The 16,725-nt window shown below is 65.9% G+C and carries 16 protein-coding genes and 3 pseudogenes; 11 read left to right on the top strand and 8 right to left on the bottom strand.

The window, feature by feature from the left end; all coding sequences use genetic code 11:
• Nucleotides 1–123 precede the first annotated feature (123 nt).
• Nucleotides 124–375: an FG-GAP repeat domain-containing protein gene (locus OG519_RS28955; protein ID WP_405589932.1), complete on the bottom strand. Its 252-nt coding sequence runs from the start codon at nucleotides 373–375 to the stop codon at nucleotides 124–126.
• 314 nt (nucleotides 376–689) lie between these two features.
• On the opposite strand from OG519_RS28955, the gene OG519_RS28960 reads away from it, so the two are divergent.
• Entirely contained in the window at nucleotides 690–1,109 is a 420-nt protein-coding gene (locus OG519_RS28960) for a hypothetical protein (protein WP_405589935.1), read from the top strand.
• 43 nt (nucleotides 1,110–1,152) lie between these two features.
• On the opposite strand, the pseudogene OG519_RS28965 reads toward OG519_RS28960, so the two are convergent.
• Nucleotides 1,153–1,275 (bottom strand): annotated as a pseudogene (locus tag OG519_RS28965) (IS5/IS1182 family transposase); the annotation flags it as partial.
• 363 nt (nucleotides 1,276–1,638) lie between these two features.
• On the opposite strand from OG519_RS28965, the pseudogene OG519_RS28970 reads away from it, so the two are divergent.
• The 6 genes and pseudogenes from OG519_RS28970 to OG519_RS28995 all read left to right on the top strand — a co-directional run bounded on the left by OG519_RS28970 (nucleotide 1,639) and on the right by OG519_RS28995 (nucleotide 7,457).
• Nucleotides 1,639–2,885, top strand: a pseudogene (locus tag OG519_RS28970) (IS3 family transposase).
• 757 nt (nucleotides 2,886–3,642) lie between these two features.
• A complete protein-coding gene (stsA, locus tag OG519_RS28975; protein WP_405589937.1) occupies nucleotides 3,643–3,864 on the top strand; it encodes a StsA family sactipeptide RiPP in 222 nt (73 codons plus the stop codon).
• 95 nt (nucleotides 3,865–3,959) lie between these two features.
• Complete coding sequence (gene stsB, locus OG519_RS28980; protein WP_405589940.1) at nucleotides 3,960–5,378, top strand: StsB family radical SAM/SPASM domain sactipeptide maturase; 1,419 nt, start codon at nucleotides 3,960–3,962, stop codon at nucleotides 5,376–5,378.
• A 24-nt stretch (nucleotides 5,379–5,402) separates the two neighbouring features.
• Nucleotides 5,403–5,705, top strand: a complete 303-nt coding sequence (locus OG519_RS28985; protein WP_405589943.1) for a PqqD family protein — start codon at nucleotides 5,403–5,405, stop codon at nucleotides 5,703–5,705.
• Nucleotides 5,702–6,646 (top strand): ATP-binding cassette domain-containing protein, encoded by a 945-nt coding sequence (locus OG519_RS28990; RefSeq protein WP_405589946.1) that lies wholly within the window; start codon nucleotides 5,702–5,704, stop codon nucleotides 6,644–6,646. The genes OG519_RS28985 and OG519_RS28990 overlap by 4 nt, the downstream gene beginning before the upstream one ends.
• The gene (locus tag OG519_RS28995; RefSeq protein WP_405589949.1) at nucleotides 6,636–7,457 is read left to right on the top strand and encodes an ABC transporter permease; all 822 of its coding nucleotides are present in this window, start codon (nucleotides 6,636–6,638) and stop codon (nucleotides 7,455–7,457) included. Before OG519_RS28990 ends, OG519_RS28995 begins: the two co-directional genes overlap by 11 nt.
• Here the strand turns inward: OG519_RS28995 and OG519_RS29000 are convergent.
• Nucleotides 7,417–7,752: a hypothetical protein gene (locus tag OG519_RS29000; RefSeq protein ID WP_405589952.1), complete on the bottom strand. Its 336-nt coding sequence runs from the start codon at nucleotides 7,750–7,752 to the stop codon at nucleotides 7,417–7,419. The two genes, OG519_RS28995 and OG519_RS29000, sit on opposite strands and share 41 nt — an antisense overlap.
• A gap of 39 nt (nucleotides 7,753–7,791) precedes the next feature.
• Entirely contained in the window at nucleotides 7,792–8,046 is a 255-nt protein-coding gene (locus OG519_RS29005) for a hypothetical protein (RefSeq protein ID WP_405589955.1), read from the bottom strand.
• 518 nt (nucleotides 8,047–8,564) lie between these two features.
• Here OG519_RS29005 and OG519_RS29010 point away from each other — a divergent pair.
• Nucleotides 8,565–8,801, top strand: coding sequence for a hypothetical protein (locus OG519_RS29010; RefSeq protein ID WP_405589958.1), 237 nt, complete (start codon nucleotides 8,565–8,567; stop codon nucleotides 8,799–8,801).
• Nucleotides 8,802–8,829: 28 nt separating this feature from the next.
• On the opposite strand, the gene OG519_RS29015 is transcribed toward OG519_RS29010, so the two are convergent.
• The 3 genes and pseudogenes from OG519_RS29015 to OG519_RS29025 form a co-directional block, all read right to left on the bottom strand.
• Nucleotides 8,830–9,750: an IS3 family transposase gene (locus OG519_RS29015; RefSeq protein WP_405589961.1), complete on the bottom strand. Its 921-nt coding sequence runs from the start codon at nucleotides 9,748–9,750 to the stop codon at nucleotides 8,830–8,832.
• Entirely contained in the window at nucleotides 9,747–10,055 is a 309-nt protein-coding gene (locus OG519_RS29020) for a transposase (protein WP_405589962.1), read from the bottom strand. The genes OG519_RS29015 and OG519_RS29020 overlap by 4 nt, the downstream gene beginning before the upstream one ends.
• Nucleotides 10,056–10,805: 750 nt before the next feature.
• Nucleotides 10,806–10,901, bottom strand: a pseudogene (locus OG519_RS29025) (helix-turn-helix domain-containing protein); the annotation flags it as partial.
• A 45-nt stretch (nucleotides 10,902–10,946) separates the two neighbouring features.
• Between OG519_RS29025 and OG519_RS29030 the strand changes: the two are divergent.
• The gene (locus OG519_RS29030) at nucleotides 10,947–11,078 is read left to right on the top strand and encodes a hypothetical protein (protein ID WP_405593211.1); all 132 of its coding nucleotides are present in this window, start codon (nucleotides 10,947–10,949) and stop codon (nucleotides 11,076–11,078) included.
• An 83-nt stretch (nucleotides 11,079–11,161) separates the two neighbouring features.
• Here OG519_RS29030 and OG519_RS29035 read toward each other — a convergent pair whose 3' ends face one another.
• The gene (locus OG519_RS29035; RefSeq protein ID WP_405589965.1) at nucleotides 11,162–11,344 is read right to left on the bottom strand and encodes a hypothetical protein; all 183 of its coding nucleotides are present in this window, start codon (nucleotides 11,342–11,344) and stop codon (nucleotides 11,162–11,164) included.
• 62 nt (nucleotides 11,345–11,406) lie between these two features.
• Between OG519_RS29035 and OG519_RS29040 the strand changes: the two genes are divergently transcribed.
• Nucleotides 11,407–14,970: an NB-ARC domain-containing protein gene (locus tag OG519_RS29040; RefSeq protein WP_405589968.1), complete on the top strand. Its 3,564-nt coding sequence runs from the start codon at nucleotides 11,407–11,409 to the stop codon at nucleotides 14,968–14,970.
• 41 nt (nucleotides 14,971–15,011) lie between these two features.
• Nucleotides 15,012–16,655: an ISAzo13 family transposase gene (locus OG519_RS29045; protein WP_405589969.1), complete on the top strand. Its 1,644-nt coding sequence runs from the start codon at nucleotides 15,012–15,014 to the stop codon at nucleotides 16,653–16,655.
• The last annotated feature ends 70 nt before the right edge of the window (nucleotides 16,656–16,725 follow it).

Below are 16,725 nucleotides of genomic sequence, written 5' to 3' on the forward strand. Positions count from 1 at the left end.
AAGGTGCCTGTCCCTTGTGTCGGGAAGGTGCTCGCTTGGAGATGGAAAGCCTGATGCCGCTGGGGGCTCCTTCAACGCATTGAGGGAGCCCCTGTGGCGGTGACCAGCAATCGCGGTGCGGTGTCAGTCCACGAGGCGCATGGTGCCGCAGGCGGTGGAGGGGTCGATGACGACCGGTGCGCCGAAGGTGCCGTTGCCGTTGCCTTGGCTGTAGCGGAGCTGGCCGGAGAAGACGTCGAGGCGGTCGGGTTTGCCGTCTGCGTTGAAGTCGCCGGCCATGAGGAATTTCGCGCTTTCCCAGTTGCTGCCGATGGAGGCTCCGGCGGTCATGGTGACGTTGCTGTTGGTGTCGGTGCCGCTGGTGTGGATGTGCATGGTTCTGTCGAACCAGGTGTCGAGGAGGTCGGTCTTGCCGTCGCTACAGCTTCAATCTGAAGCCGCTGAAGGGGGATCGGGAGCGATTCCGTAGGAGATATGCTGCCTCTGAGATCTAAAGGCGGGGCAAAATCTGCTCTGCGAAGAGTTATTTTATTCCAGTGGCTATACAGATTCTCAATGTAATGCTTGCGTGCTCACGTCCTTAAGTGCGTATTGGATGCATGTCCTAATTTTCCGATGATGACTGGATGTCGGAGTCTTCTTGTCGTCGAAATGCAATGTGCTTATGAGAGTAAAGGCTGGGAGTCGGAATGCCTGATTTGAGCCCTGTCATGGTACGTGAATATGCGGTTTTGGAGGGTGAAGAGTCGGCTGGCAGATTCGCGACGCGGAAGGAAGCCGAGACCTACCTTTCTGTGCATCATGACCGGTTGCCTGATGCGCATGTCGCGACGCGGTTCGTTCGCTACGGGCCGTGGACCTGGGTAGATGGCTCCCCGGAGGCGTCACCACTTGACGCCCTTGAACCATCTTTGCGCGAGATGATTCATGCGGCTCGTGATGTTGTTACGCGTACGGCATCCGTGGCGCGTGACCCTTCGCTCTCTGCTCATCACGCTGAGAAATTGCGACAGGCACTGGCTCCCTGGTACGAGGCTATTAACCTTGCCGAGCGAGAAGCGGCTGGTCGTGAAGCCCATCAAGCGGGGAGCGGCGATGTTGAATCATAAGGGTTGCTGAGAATTCACTGCCGGCTATCTGATCTTACAACGGCTAAAGCAATGAGTTGATTTGCCGCAGGCTGAGGAGGCAGCAGGCAAGTTTGAGATGGGCTTCGTGGATGTCGGCTCGGCGTTCCCAGCGGATGCGGAGTCGTTTGAAGCCGCGGAGCCAGGCGGTTGGTTTCCCTCATCCGGCTCTGTGGGTGCCGATAAATCATCCGGCCTGGCCATGCGGCATCTTGGTATTCGTGGAGTGTCCCGCTGCGTCGGTCTCGTCGATGGACCTGGAAATGGCTGTTCTGTGCTGGTTCGTCGAGTAGGTGGGGGAGTGGCCGGAGTGGAGTGGCTTGGCGCAGGGCCGGTAGGGTCTGTGGGCGTTGTAGAAAGTCTTGAACCCCTGAGCGCGCGAAGCTTTGGTTCCGGATCAGGGTGCGGCCGAGGTGCTCATGTCGGCAGGGTCTGTGTCCGGCGCTCCGGGATCAGTCAATTGAACCGTTCCGGGTTCGGTGGAGATTCGATTCTTTGAGAGGATCGAGTTATGGCACGTCCCTCCCCTTATCCCGCTGAGCTGCGGCGTCGTGCGGTGCGCATGGTCGCCGAGGTGCGCCCGGACTACGAGACCGAGTGGGCCGCGATGAAGGCCGTCGCGAGCAAGCTCGGCATCGGCACGGCCGAGACGGTGCGCCAGTGGGTTCGCCGGGACGAGATCGACTCCGGAACCAGGCCGGGGACCACGACGGAGGAATCCGCGCAGGTCAAAGCGCTGAAGAAGGAAGTCGCGGAGCTTCGGCGGGCGAACGAGATCCTCAAGGCGGCCTCGGCTTTCTTCGCGGCCGAGCTCGACCGGCCACACCTTCGCTCGTGACGTCCATCGACGAGCACCGGGACCGCTTCGGCGGCGTCGAGCCGATCTGCACCGTGCTCTCCGAGCACGGCATCAGCATCGCACCCTCCACGTACTACGCCGCCAAGGGCCGCCCGCCCTCGACCCGGGCCGTGCGCGACGCGGAACTGTAGGCCCTGGTCCTCCAGGTGTTCGAGGCCAACTACCGTGTGTACGGGGCCCGCAAGATCTGGCACCAGCTTCGCAGGCAGGGCCACCAGGTCGCCCGCTGCACGGTCGAGCGGCTGATGCGCGAGCTCGGCATCACCGGTGCGGTCCACGGGAAGAAGATCGTCACCACGGTCCAGGACCGGGCTGCCGAGCGGGCCCCGGACCTGCTCGATCGCGACTTCGTCGCCCAGGCGCCGAACAGGACCTGGGTCGCCGACTTCACCCACGTCGCGGCCTGGGCCGGCACCGTCTACGTGGCCTTCGTCGTCGACACGTTCTCCCGCCGCATCGTCGGCTGGTCCGCTGCCACCACCAAACACACCGAACTCGTGATGTCCGCCGTTGAGATGGGCCTGGGGCAGCGCGACCGAGAAGGCAACCCCCATCAGCCCGGGCAACTGGTGCACCACAGCGATGCCGGGTCCCAATACACATCTTTCGCCCTGGCCGAGCACCTCCAACGGGAGGGCATCGCGGCCTCGATCGGTTCCGTCGGCGACGCCTACGACAACGCGCTGATGGAATCCACCATCGGCCTGTTCAAAACCGAACTGATCAAGCGCCGCAGGCCCTGGCGAACCCTGTCCGACGTCGAAGTGGCCACCGCCGAATGGGTCGACTGGTACAACCACCACCGCCTCCACGGTGAAATAGGGCACATCCCACCCGCAGAATACGAAGCCAACCACCACCAAGCCGACACAAAACCCCAGGTCACAGTCAAGATCTAGAGTCTCCACCGAACCCGGAACGGTTCACTGGGACTTTGGGGCGGATCCCAGGGTGGTGCGCGTCCGTCAGCGCGCACCCGGAGCCCGCACCAGCCCGTCGCCCGTGCCTGTTACGTCAAAAGGGGCCGGCCGCACACCAGGACGAGCCTCCTTGGCAGAGCCTGCACGGCCGCCTGGTGAAGCAGGTGAGGGACTGGGCCGTTTCTGGGGCGGTTTCATCACTGACTTGGGTCGCTGCGGGACGTACGCCGTCGACAAGCTGAGAGTGTCCCGGCCCGAGGCCACGCGATGTGTCAAGCGCTACGACTGGGTGAGCACGATCACCCGTGCTCTCGACATCTGGCTCCACACCTGATCGATCGAAGAGGCTCTGGCCGTTTCAGCGGCATCTTGGGGCGTACTCCTGGCCAAATCCGGCACATTGGGCACAGCCATCGTCGGTCACCTCTGGTAGTCGATTGTGTGCGTGAAGTACTGACGGTTGCTGTGGTTGCTGCTGCCCGTAGGGCGCGGCCTGTCCGCCTGTCCCTCCTGACACGGTCGGAGCTGCCGCCCAACGTGTCGGTATCGTATTCATCCACCGGTCTGTCGTGTCATCAGAGATCACCTTTGTCAACGCAGTGTGATGACTACGCTTGGCCGTTGATCTTCCTTTTCGGCCGGAATCGGTGAGAGCAACCGGCAGCAGGGCTATCGGCTGGTTGACACGTGCTGAGACGGCTCTCCATACTTCGTTTATAGCGGGATATAATTCCCGTTGCCGCGTTTCAAGCCCACTGTTGATTCGTGGTTGGAAAAATTACGGCAACCGTTTGCTGCGCCCAAGGGAAAGGGAAAAGGTATGGAAATCCCCGCCTGGATAAGGCCCGAGATCCTTCCGCTCGAAACCGTTCCGGTCGGCAAGTGCCTCTGCAACTGTTCCGGCGGTGCCGGCGCCGGTTCCGGCAACGCCGAGGACGAGACCGAGCTCGACATCTGACGCTGCGTTAGGCGGCAGGCGTCAGGCGTCAGGCGTCAGGCGTGACTGTGGGGCCCAACGCAGCGTTGGGCCCCACCCCCACAGCGGAGGTGGAGATGAAGCTGCTGCAGTACTGGGACGACTTAGTTGTCCCCGAGGATCTCGTGTATTTCCGGCGCTCGCAAAATCTACTGGTCGCCAACCCTGAACTCGCCGCCTGGTGCATGTTGGACGAGCAGGACATGGGACTCCTGCGGCAGTTGACCGCCGTGCCACGTGGCCCCCGTCCGGACACCGACGACACCCGCACAGAGAAGTTCCTGGCCAGGCTGGTCCTGAAGTGGATGGTGTACATACCGGGCCACCGGCCGGCGGTCCGCCCTGCCGAACCCGCCTTGACCACGGTGTATTATGCCATTACCGACGGGTGCAACCTGCGGTGCCCATACTGCTACGCCTCCTCGGAGAAGCGTCTGCCGGGTGAGCTGTCCACGCAGGAATCGCTCGATGTGGTGGAGCAGGCGGCTGCCATGGGCGTCAAGCAGTTCATCTTCACCGGCGGCGAACCGATGCTGCGCAAGGACCTGTTCGACGTGGCGGGCCATGCCCGGAGCCTTGGCATGACCGTCAACATGATCACCAACGCTACCTTGATCCGTAAGGCCGAGACCGCACGCCGAATTGCCGACACCTTCCATACGGTGACGGTCAGCATCGACGGCGGCACCGAGGAGCTCCACGAGCGCACCCGCGGCAAAGGGACATTCGCCCGGACCCGCGAAGGGCTGCGGCTGCTGAACGAGGCCGGTGTGATTCCCACGATCAACCACGTGGTCACTCCGGACAACGTGGACGCGCTCGAAGACCTCTGCGACTTCGTCGGCGACCTCAAAGTCCGAAGGGTGCGGATGATGTACCACTCAGACCTCGGCAGAGCGGCAACCGACGGCTATGAATTCGGCTGGTCCGAGTTTCAGAAGATCCAGAAATTCATGTGGACCAATCCGAAGGCCGACAACCTGCTGCCAGACGGCCCAACGGCTAGCAAACCCTGTTCGATCGCCGGAAACTGCGGTATGGGCGGCAACGAGATCTACGTGAATTCCTTGGGAACTGTCTACCCGTGCAAACTGGTCACCGAACGTGTACACAAGGCCGGGAACATCCGGCAGCAGACCCTCGCCGAGATATTCGCCACGCCCCTGCTAGCGGACATGCGCCACAACAGCGTGTTCGAGGGCGACAACCTCAGCGACTGCCGCCGCTGCTACATCCGGGCGGCCTGTGGCGGTGGGTGCCGTGCTTACCACCTGGCGGAGACTGGCGACATCCACCGCAACGGACGTCATCTGTGCCGGACTCTCCGCCATTCCATGATCACCTCCTGGTGGCGGGCTAACGGAGTTACCGGCCCGGAGCTCCTCGCGAACCAAGCGGAGTTGTTGCTCCCGCGCATGGTCAGGGACGACAGTGTCCACCCGGTCTACGAGGACTGGAAGCTGGACGGCCGCCGGCTGCTCCCCCTCGCCACCTGACGGCAGAATCCGAACGGAGAAGACGTGTTCTACCGCATCAGTGAGGACCTTGTGTGGATCGCCGAAGAGGGTGAGGTGCGGATGTACGACGCGGCCTCGGGCGAGTTCCGCACGCTAAACAGCACTGCGGCTGAAGTCTGGCCTCTGCTCGCCGAAGGCGCCACCACGGAGGCCATCTGTACCGAGATGGCGCGCCGCTACGCACCAGAGGATCCGGACTGGGGCGCCCAAGTGGCCCAGGACGTCCGCACTTTCCTGGCTGGACTCGCTGAGGAGGGCATCGTGACTGAGGAGGAGCAGTCGGTCGCCGCCGAAGGTGCCTCATGACCGCAGCGGTACACGTGCAGGACCTGGTCAAGAAGTACAAAGACATGCCGCGCAACGCGGTGGACCATTTGTCCTTCGATATTCCCGCTGGAGCCGTCGTCGGGTTGCTGGGTCCCAACGGCGCGGGCAAGTCCACCCTGATCAAGCTGCTCTGCGGTGCCACCTTGCCCGACAGCGGTGCGGTCGAAGTCTTCGGCTCGGATCCGGCTGCCCACGGCGGACGTGCCAAGCAGGACATCGGGGTCGTCCACCAGACCGGGCCATTCGACATGATGCTGCCGGCCCTGGACAACCTCCGGATTGCTGCCAGGTTCAAGGGACTGCGCTGGCGGGACGTCCGTGCCTGGGTGGATGATCTGATCAGCGCTTTCGGGCTTGAGCAGAACCTTTCCCAGCTCACCTTCTCGCTGTCTGGCGGTGAACTGCGGCGGCTACAGGTCATCCGGGCGCTTCTTGGCTCACCGCCGCTGCTGCTTCTCGATGAGCCGTCCGCCGGACTCGATGTGGGCGGTCGACGCGAGGTCTGGGCGCTGCTCGACACCCTGCGCCGGGAACACGGGACAACCGTGGTATGGACCAGTCACTACGTCGAGGAACTAGAACGCAACTGCCAGAAGGTGCTCATACTCAACCGAGGTCACCTCGTGGATTTCGCCGCGCCGCGCGACCTCGCCGAGCGGTGCGGTGATCGCGCCGCGCTACTGCGGCCGTCGGACCCGGCGAAGACGGCCCGGCTGGCGGCTCTGCTGGAACAGCCGGATTTGCGGATCCATGTCAGCGCTGACTGGGTGGAAGTGACCTGCCGAGATGTGCGGGGGCGCCTTCCGGCCCTCCTCGCCGACGCCGAAGCGCTCGGTATTGGCGTGAACTCGGTCGAGTACCGGGCACCATCGTTGGAAGACGCCTTCATCGAACTGGTGGGAGCAGCAGATGACCGCTGACAGCCCTGGCTCGATGCTTTCCCTCGCGCGCGACCGCCGCCCGTCGGGCAACCACGACTTCGGCGCCACGTTGTACCGCGAATACCGCTTGCTCACCCGAAACCGGACCAACCTGCTGCTCGCCGTCACTCCAAGCGCGGTGTACCTGCTTCTGTTCGCCACGTCGCTTTCCCACCTCGTCCAGCACGTGCGCTACGAGGGCCGGGTGGTCGGCTATTCCGAGTTCACGGTCCCGGCAGTACTGCTGTCATCGATGCTCGCCGCCGCCACGACCACCGGCACGTCCCTGTTCCAGGAGCGCATGGGCCGTATGGATGTGGAACTGTGGTCGTATCCGTTGCGCCGGGCGAGTTACGTCGGTGGCAAGATCGTGATGACCACACTGCTGATCCTGCTGCAGAGCACGGCGGCCCTGCTCGTCGCCCTGGGCGTGTTCACCTTCCGCTGGTCGGCCAGTCACTGGGCGGCGGTGCTATGCGGGATCGTGGTGGCATCCATGGCCTTCAACGGTCTGTATCTGCTGGTCGCCACGCGGTTCGAGGATTTCCAGCGCTTCATGGTGACGATCAACGTCGCGGCCCCGATCTTGCTGTTTGCCAGCCCTTCCTTCTACCCGTCGGCCCAAATGGCTCCCGTCTTGCGGTACGCCTCGTGGGCCAACCCGGTGACCTACGGCATTCGCTGCCTCCGGGACGCAGCACTCTTCGGATTCGCCCGATCCTGGGGATGGATGCTGATTCTGCTGGGAATGGCCGTCGTTTCCTACGTCCTCATCGGTAGGTCGATGGTGGCGCGTGCACGTGCGCTGTGAGGGGCGGAACATTCTCTCCGCCAGGCGGGGCCGGGGCGGCGGTGGTGGGCCGGGTGCCGGCGGCGGGAGAGGTGCTGGTGGCGGCGTTGGTGCGGCGCTGCGCGGTGTTGATGTCCTCCCAGGCGTCCACGGCCATGTAGTAGAGGTCTTCGTCGAGTTCGCCGAGGCGGTCAACGATGTTGGTCATGTCTGCGGCGGTTTCGAGGAACTCGTGCAGCCGGGGGAGGATGCCGTTCGTGTCAGTGGTGGTGAGAAGAATCAGTTTGGCGACCTCGCTCTGTGCCCGACCGTCCATCCCGCCGGGCGGTCGGGAGCCATCATCTCTGCCGCCCTCTCAGGCCGTCCCGAACGCTCGTTTGATCAATGGGGCCGCCTTGACCAGATCGGCCTTCGACGCGATCCGGACCTCCAGGTCGCCCGTGTCGAGGTGCCCGATCCCGCGCATGTCGCGCGTGAAGCCTTCCTGCACCTCGACCGTCTCTGGGTCGAGGGTGAGGTACACGAGGATCACCCCGTATGACGGACGGAAGAGGAGGCGGGCAAGGTTCACCATCCGCCGATAAGCGATGTAGTCCTGGAGCCGGGCCACCTCTACTTCGCCCCCACGCGGACAATGCCTCGTCTAGCTCTTGCAGGCATTCGGGAAGTCTGAAACCGCCCGAACCGCGCCGTTAGCTGCTGTCTCTCCCACCCGTCTGCGCTGCCTCACCCGCCCCGGCCGACAGACGCGGGCGACGACTCGATCAGCATCAGGCTCAGCAAGCCGCCGTCGAAGACTCTGTAGCGCACCAAGTCCATCCGTCTGCGGTTCTCGTATACCGCGACCTGGTCATGCCGGACTGGGGAAGAGGCAGTGTTCCGATTATGCGCTATTCGGAGCCTGCACATCGCGTTCTAGCGGTGGTCAGTTCCGAAGGCTGGCGCGACAGGATCAGCACCTCGGGTGCGCGCGCCGTACACCGCACGGCCCTCGCCGCCAGAGTTTCCCGGCGTCCGGCGGGCATGCTCACCAGCGCTGACTGCTAGGTTGTTTGACAGAGCGACGGCAATCTGATGTTCAGGTGTCAGCTATCGCTCTCTCGCCCCTCTGCGCACATTGGAGTGCATGTGACCATCGCGGACCTCGTCGCTGCGCCGGACTCGCAGCAGGAGTCGTTCAGAGCGCTGGTCCACGTGGAGTACCAACTCCGGGTCCTGGGGTTGGTGTGCGCGGCTGCTGATGAGAGGCCGCACAAGTTCAGTACGCCCGGCTCGCTCGAAGCGTGGGCTGAGTACAGCAAGAAGCAGAGCGAGAAGCTGTGCTGCCCCGAGTGCCGGATGGACGCGACGGAGGTCGCCGACTGAGGTTCCCCCGCTGTGCGGGAGTGGCTGACTAGCTGGTCAGGGCGGGTTGGCTTGGTTTCAGGTTCACCGGTTCGGCCGCTGCCTGGTCGGCGTAGCGCTTCTCCTCGAACTCGATCAGGCTGAGGTAGCCGAGGCGTTTTTGGATGCGTCGGGGGTTGTAGAAGCCGTCGATGTACTCGAAGAGCGCCAGATTGGCTTCGGCCCTGGTCGCGAAGACGCGGCCGCGGATGCACTCGGTCTTGATGATCATCCACAGGTTCTCCGCCAGGGCGTTGTCGAAGGAGTCCCCGACGGAGCCCATGGACGCCCGGATACCCGCTCTGACCAGGCGCGTCGTCAGCTTGATACTCGTATATTGACAGCCGTGATCGGCATGGTGGACCAGTTCGCCCGGGGCGACCTCACGGCTGGCCAGGGCATACTCCAACGAGGACAGGACCAGGTCCGCGTCCGCGCGGGCGGAGGTCTCCCATGCCACGACGCGGCGGGAGAACGCGTCGCGGATCGCCGACAGCCACAAAGGCCCCTCCCCGGTGGGGATCATGGTGAGGTCGGTGACCCACAACCGGTTCGGCGCGGGCGCGGTGAAGTCGCGTTGCACGAGGTCAGGGGCGAGATCGGCGTCCGGATCGCGGCGGGTGAACCCCTTGCCGCGGCGGGGGCTGATGCCGACGAGACCGGCCTCGCGCATGAGGCGCTCGACCCGTTTGCGGCCGACGTGCACTCCACCGCGCTTCAAGACGGCATGGACACGGGGCGAGCCGTAGACCCCGCCGGATTCCTCATGGACCTGCCGGATCCGGCCGGTCAGCTCCGTGTCCTGACGGCGCCGTTCACAGGGCTCCTTTTCTGCCTGGCGCCAGCGGTAGTAGGTGGACGAGGGGATGTGCAGTTCCCGGAGTACGGGCTCGACCCCCAGGTGCGCGTGCTCATCGAGGAGCGCGGTCACCTGGGCCGGGTCGGGTCGAGCTGGGCCGCGAAAAAAGCCGAGGCTGTCCGCAGGACCTCGTTCGCCCGCTTGAGCTGGGTATTCTCCCTGCGAAGGGCGGCCAACTCCTCGCGCTCGGCAGTGGTCAGCACGTCCTCCCGTTCGCCGGCGTCGGCCTCGGCCTGGCGGATCCAGTTGCGCAGGGCCTCGTGGTGGACACCGAGATCCTCGGCCATGCGGCGGATCACCGGCTTCGGCTCGGCCGCCCGGTACATCCGGACCGCACGCTCACGCAACTCCAGCGGGTACTTCCTCGGGGCAGGCATCGTCAGGGCTCCTCTCATGAGACCCATCTGACCTGCTGTCACCCTTCCCCGCATCTCGGGGGAACCTCAGGTGAGCCGATTCAAGGAGACGACTGTAGGAGACGACGAGCCCGCCACCGCTCGGCAGGTTCGGCTGGACAAGCGCCTCCGCAACGGCACCGAACTGCTTCTCCTCCTCCTCCTCCTCGCGCCGCCACCTCAAGAGACCCGGCCGCGCTCGCAGGGTGGGCATAGGTGCGCCAAGCAGCGCTCGAAAGGACCGTCAAGGCACGGTCTATGCCGAGGAGTTCGCCAGTGCCGGCGGAGCCCAACGCCGCTACGGGGACGGCGAGGTCCCCTTCACCGGTGGACCAGATCGCCAGCAGCTCCTGCCGGTCAGGCACGACACAGTAGCGAGTCGTGTGCGGCTGTCCTCCGGAGCTACGGTTCCAAGCTTCTCGGCAGAGCTCAGAAGCAAGGGCACACCCGGCACCGACACTTCCCACAGGCACAGTGAAACCACAGCCACTCGATCACGTAGAAGCAATCGAGACCTACTGGAGGCCCTGGCGTCCACCGCGCCACGCGGCACCAGGGAGACACATGCCGGCCTCAACAAGGACCGAGCGCTGAGAAGGCGCCTCGCGTATCCCACCATCTATGGACCTGACCTGGGAAAATGCCCGGCTCTGCAGCGGCCGAGGGCCGTAGTTGGGACGCACTTGGGATGACCGGCATCTACCCGCCTGACACGGGCGAAAAGAGAAACGGCTCCGGAGCGTGCTCCTCCAGCAGCCGCAGCGACCACCGGGCACGGCCCGCCGGGGGCTGGGAGCACGCCAGGGCGATCAGCCGGGCCTCGACTTCACCGGTCACCGGCGAGGGCACCGGCGGGAGGTCCCGCTGTTTCCGTTGGACTGTCGCGTCGACCTCGCCGCCGGGCGCGACACCCGCGCGCTCCTTCTCACCGCCTTCCGGGACCCGCGATCCCTGCTCGCGGCCGAACCGATGTGCTACCTCCACGCGCTCCACGAGACCGGCTGATCCCAGATAGCGCCGGGGCGGGCCGACAGACCCGCGTACGGACGGCCCGGCCCCCCGGGGCGGGTGCGTGGCCGCTCGCCCGGTCAGGGCCGGGCGGTGAGGACGTCGACCAGGACGCACAGCTGCAGCACAGCGTCCTCGGCACCGGCCTCCTGGCCCACGACGTCGATGAGCCTGCCGGCGCGTACCGCTGCCGGAACCTCCGGCAGCGAGGCGCGCAGGAGGTGTCCGTCCGACCGGCTGGCGGAGCGGATCCCAGAGTCCACATTCCCCGGCCCGACGCCTTCGGCGCGCACTATCCTCTGTCGGTGGGTACAGGGGGGTCACCATGAGTCGTCGCAGCACCTCGATGTTTGCGGTGCTCGCCGTTCTCGACGTGGCCGCTGCGGCGGGCGCTTCACTGGCCGGGAACGCGGCGACGGGCGAGGACCGGTGGCCAGGCCTGCTGGACCACTTGCGCAGAAGTCCGTGGACGTCCTTCCTTGTTCTGGTGGCGATAAGTGCCCTGGCGGCCGTGGTGGTGATCTTGCGGGATGGACGCTCTGCGGAGCCGGAGCAGAACTTCTTACCGCAGTCGCCTCCCCCGCTGCCGGAGTGGGTCATCGACCGTTCCCAGGCGACAGGCGACATCGTGAAGGCACTTTGCTCACGGCGTGCAGGCCGACGGGCGGTAGGCATCACTGCCAGCGCGGGCCTGTACGGTGCCGGCGGTTTCGGCAAGAGCACGCTGGCGGCCATGGTCTGGGCGGACGAGCGCACGCAGCAACACTTCCGGGGGAGGATCTACCAGGCCGTACTCGGCCGTGACGTGCGCAGCCCGAGTGCCATCTCGGCGAAAGTCGCCGAGGTCACCCGTTTCATCACCGGTGACAGCACCGAGTTCGAGGACCCCGGCATGGCAGGAGCCCATCTTGGGCGGCTGCTGGACAAAGGACCGCCGGTGCTTTTGATCGTGGACGATGTGTGGTGGCGCGAGCAGCTCGATCCGTTCCTGCGCGGTGGCCGTCGTTCGCCGCGGCTGGTCACCACACGGCTGCCGGAGCTGCTACCGGCCGACGCCCGGGGGGTCGAGGTGGACGTGATGACGTCGGAGCAGGCGCGGCGGATGCTCGGCTTCCGCCTGCCATGCGGCCTGCCCGAGGAGACAACCCGCGGTCTACTGCGGGCGACCGGACACTGGCCGTTGCTGCTCCGGCTCGCCAACAGCCTCATCTACCAACGGGTGACCACCGGGGTCGAGCCGGCTGCTGCGGGCGCCGCCGTGCTGGAACAATTGCGCCAGCTCGGCCCGACCAGCCTGGACGAGGAGGGGGTGGACCTGAACGATTCCCGGCAGCGGCAGACTGCCGTGGGTGCCACCATCGAAGCCGGGACCCTCCTACTGGGGGAAGGCGGCTACGACCGCTTCGCGGAGCTCGCGGTCTTCGCCGAGGATGAGACCATCCCGGTCGATCTGATCGTGGCGCTGTGGACCGCGACGTCCGCGATGAGCGAGGAACAGAGCCGCGATCTATGCGCGAGCCTGGCGGGACTGTCTCTGATCAGCCTCGACCCGAACGGCGGCGGACGTGTCCGCCTGCACGACGTCATCCGCGATTTCCTCGAGGGCCGCCTCAGCGCGGAGCGTCTGCGCACACTGCACGGTGCTCTGGTCGATGCCGCGTTCCCGATTCCCCCGGTGCCGCCGCAGAGCGGTACGGACGTTAGTTCCCGAGCCTGGTGGGAGATGCCGGACGGCTATCTCGCCGACCATCTCGTCACGCACCTTATCGGGGCGGACCGGACGCAGGAAGCGGAGACCTTGGCGTGCGATCTGCGCTGGATCGCCTGGCGGCTGGAGTCCCGTGCAGCCTTCGCACCCATCAGAGATCTGGACATCGTCGCTACTCCCCGAGCGCGGCTCGCCGCCCGGGAGCTTAGCCGCGTCACACACCTGCTGGCACCCACGGATCCCGGCTACTCGCAATCGGCGGTGCTGCACAGCTGCCTAGCCGAGTCCGAGATGTGGCGCGCGGCTGTCGCCACGTGGCGCTCGTCCCGGCCTACGCTCTATATCCGGTGGGCCCCGGCCAACTCGTCCAGCCCCGAGCTGCGCCGTATCCTGACCGGTCACACCGGCTGGGTGCTGTCGGTGGACGTGGCCCCCGACGGAACCTGGATCGCCAGCGCTGACGTCGATGGAATCGTTCGCATCTGGGACGTTGGCACGGGCGAGCCCACCGGCCGACTCATGAATCACACAGACGGGGTGCTCTCGGTCACCATTTCGAAAGACGGCATGTGGTTCGCCACTGCAAGCAGAGATTCGACCGTGCGGATCTGGAGCGCAATAACGTACCAGGTCCGCCGTACCCTCGGCCTCGCCAATTGGGGCTTGAACACAGCGATCGCCCCGGACGGCACCTGGCTGGCTGTCGCCAGTGGCGATCGCCGGGTCAGGATGTGGAGCCCGGTGACAGGCCGGATCATCGACACGGTTGCGAGTTACACAGACCCGGCAGTGGCGATCTCTCCCGACGGCACACGGATCGTCACTTGCGGCGCTGGACGTGCCTGGGTCTGGGACGTGGAGACCGGCGAGTTGATCGCCGCACCGAGAGCCTCCTATGATATGTACTCCGTGGCGGTCGCGCCCGGCGGACAGTGGTTTGCCGCGAGCGGCTCCGATGGCGCGGTGAGGACCTGGAACCTCTCAACAGGCGAGGCCACAGGGACGTTCACCGGCCACGAGGGAGCCGTCCGGGCAGTGGCTATCTCCCCGGACGGCAGCTGGATCGCCAGCGCCGGAGACGACAGGACCGTCCGCATCTGGGACGTCGCGGCGGGTCATGCCACGGCGAAACTGACGGGCCACACGAAGCTGGTCCGGACCGTGGCGATCTCTCCCGACGGCAGCTGGATCGCCAGCGCCGGAGACGACAAGACCGTCCGCATCTGGGACTCTTCCGGGCCGTCGGACGCGACGAGCCTAAGCGATGTGACCGGCAGTCGTGCGGTGGCCGCCTCACCCGACGGCGCGTGGCTCGCCAGCGCCGGAGATGACGGGAGGGTGCGGATCATAGACCTGACGACAGGTCGGGTCATCCGGAGCCTTCCTGACCGAACAGGTAGGGTTCGCGCCATGGCCGTGATCGGGGACAGCACCCGGTTGGTCATCCTCGACGACGACCGCACGGTGCGGGTCTGTGATGCCGCCACCGGCCGTGTCCGCGCAAGGCTCGGCGGGCACTCCGTCGCGGTGCGTGCGATGGCGCTCTCTGCCGACGCGACACGAATCGCCACTGTCGACAGCACCCGCATCCTTATCCGTGACATGGCAAGCGGTCGCATCGTCCAGACCCTGTGGCAATTTCCCTCTTCCGCACGGGCGCTGGCGATCGCACCCGACGGCACTTGGCTTGTCGTCGCAGCCGGCACAGGAGTCCACATCCGGGATATCGCGTCCGGACGCAAAGTGCGGGCCCTGACAGGCAGCGGGCCTGTTCGTGCGCTGGCGATCTCCCCTGACGGCAGATGGATCACCGCCGCCGGCACAGACGGGACCGTGCGGATCTGGGACACCGTATCCGGCTGTGGCTGGCAGCCTCTGGCAGGCCGCCTCGAAACTGTGCTCACCTTGGCGATCTCCCCTGACGGCAGATGGATCGCCGCAGCGGGGGCTGACGGGACCGTGCGGATTTGGAAGATTGCGTCGGGACAGACAATGGCCATGATGCGCGTCGAGGGAGGGGCAAGGGGGTGCTGCTGGCTGCCGGACGGGCAGGGGCTGGCGGTGGCCGGCGAGCGCGGGCCGTACGTCTTCGATTTCCAGCCTTCGGGGAGACAGGTCCTCGGCACTGACCTGGAAAATTCGAGATCGCTACATCAGCAGTACTCGTGGGGCCGTCGATGAATTAGTGAGTTTCTTCCGGTAGTTGGGCTCGTTGGCGTGGTATGGGGGGCTTTTATGGGTCGATCGGGTCGCTGCGGGAGAAGCTGGAGGCGGTGACGCCTCATCTCAACGAGCGGCAGCGCAGGATCGTGTATGCAGCGGAGGCGCGGCAGCTCGGGCATGGCGGGATCACCGTGGTGGCACGTGCTGCGGGTGTTTCGAAGGGGTGTGTCCGCCGGGGCCTGGCGGAACTCGATGCGGGTGGGGAGCCGGACGGGCGGGTGCGGCGGCCAGGGGCAGGGCGCCCAGCCCTGGCGGTGAAGGACCCGAATCTGGTGCCGGCCCTGCTGGCGCTGGTAGAAGACAGCACGCAGGGCGATCCGATGAGACCGCTGACGTGGACGACGAAGTCGTTACGCCGCCTCGCGGACGAACTCGCCGCCCAGGGCCGGAGTGTGGGCCGCGATACCGTCGCGGCCCTGCTGAAGGCGTCCGGGTTCAGCCTGCGCGGCAACGCGCGGGTACTGGCCGGCAGCCACCACCCGGACCGGGACGCCCAGTTCCGGCACCTCAACGCCACCGTGGCCGAGTTCCTCCAGGCCGGGGAGCCGGTGATCAGCGTGGACACCAAGAAGAAGGAGCAGATCGGCCTCTTTGCCCGGCCCGGGCGCGAGTGGGCCCCGCCGGGCGCTCCGGTCAAGGTCCTCGACCACGACTTCCCTTCCCAGGCGTCCGGCACCGCGATCCCCTACGGCATCTACGATCTGGGCCGCAACACCGGTTTCGTCGTGGTGGGCACCGATCACGACACCGCAGCATTTGCCGTCTCCAGCCTGCGCCGCTGGTGGCAGGAAGAAGGACGAGCCGCATACCCGCACGCGAAACGGCTGCTGATCACCGCGGACGGCGGCGGCTCCAACAGCTCCCGCGCCAAGGCATGGAAGGCCAACCTCGCCGTCCTCGCCACCGAGACCGGCCTCGAGATCAGCGTGCGTCACCTGCCGCCGGGAACATCAAAATGGAACCGGGTCGAGCACCGCCTGTTCTCCTTCATCTCCCTCAACTGGCGCGCCCACCCCCTGACCAGCTACGAGACCGCCCTGAACCTGATCTCGGCGACCACCACCCGCACCGGACTTACGGTGACCGCCCGCCTGGACACCGCTAGCTACCCCACGGGGATCGAGATCAGCGAGCAGCACGCGGCCGCCCTGACCATCCGCCCCGACGCCTTCCACGGGGAGTGGAACTACACGATCCCACCCCAACCCGGACTCCCCGACATCCCGCTCCAACCGCCCGGCCCCCGGTCACATCCCCGCCACGCACACACCTACGGCGCGGTCCTGGCCACGCACCCACTCCTGACCGGCCTGGAGCGCCATGACCTGGACCGTCTCACCAACAGCGTCCGTGACCGCCTCGACGCCCTGCCGCCCAAGCAGCGGCCCCAGCACCGCAAACTCACCACCGAGAACATCATCTGGGCCGCCGTCCTCGACCAGCGCGGCCTGTCCCGCTCGCTGACCTCCTACCTCTTCCGCACCGGAGAGAACCAGATGAGAGCACTCATCAAACAAGTCCGCCCCCTCCTGGAGGACCTGGGCCACCACCCCGAACCGATCCCCACCCGCCTGATCGACCCCAGCGACCTCGCCAACTACGTCATGCACGCGACAGCCACAGAGCGCGAAGCGCCCCACTAATTCATCGACGGCCCCGACCGCGGCGACGGCGCCTTCGGAGAAGCTCATCTGTGCCTCCCACGGCCCTGAT

It is taken from the genome of Streptomyces sp. NBC_01190 (assembly GCF_045039895.1).
Taxonomy (GTDB): domain Bacteria; phylum Actinomycetota; class Actinomycetes; order Streptomycetales; family Streptomycetaceae; genus Actinacidiphila.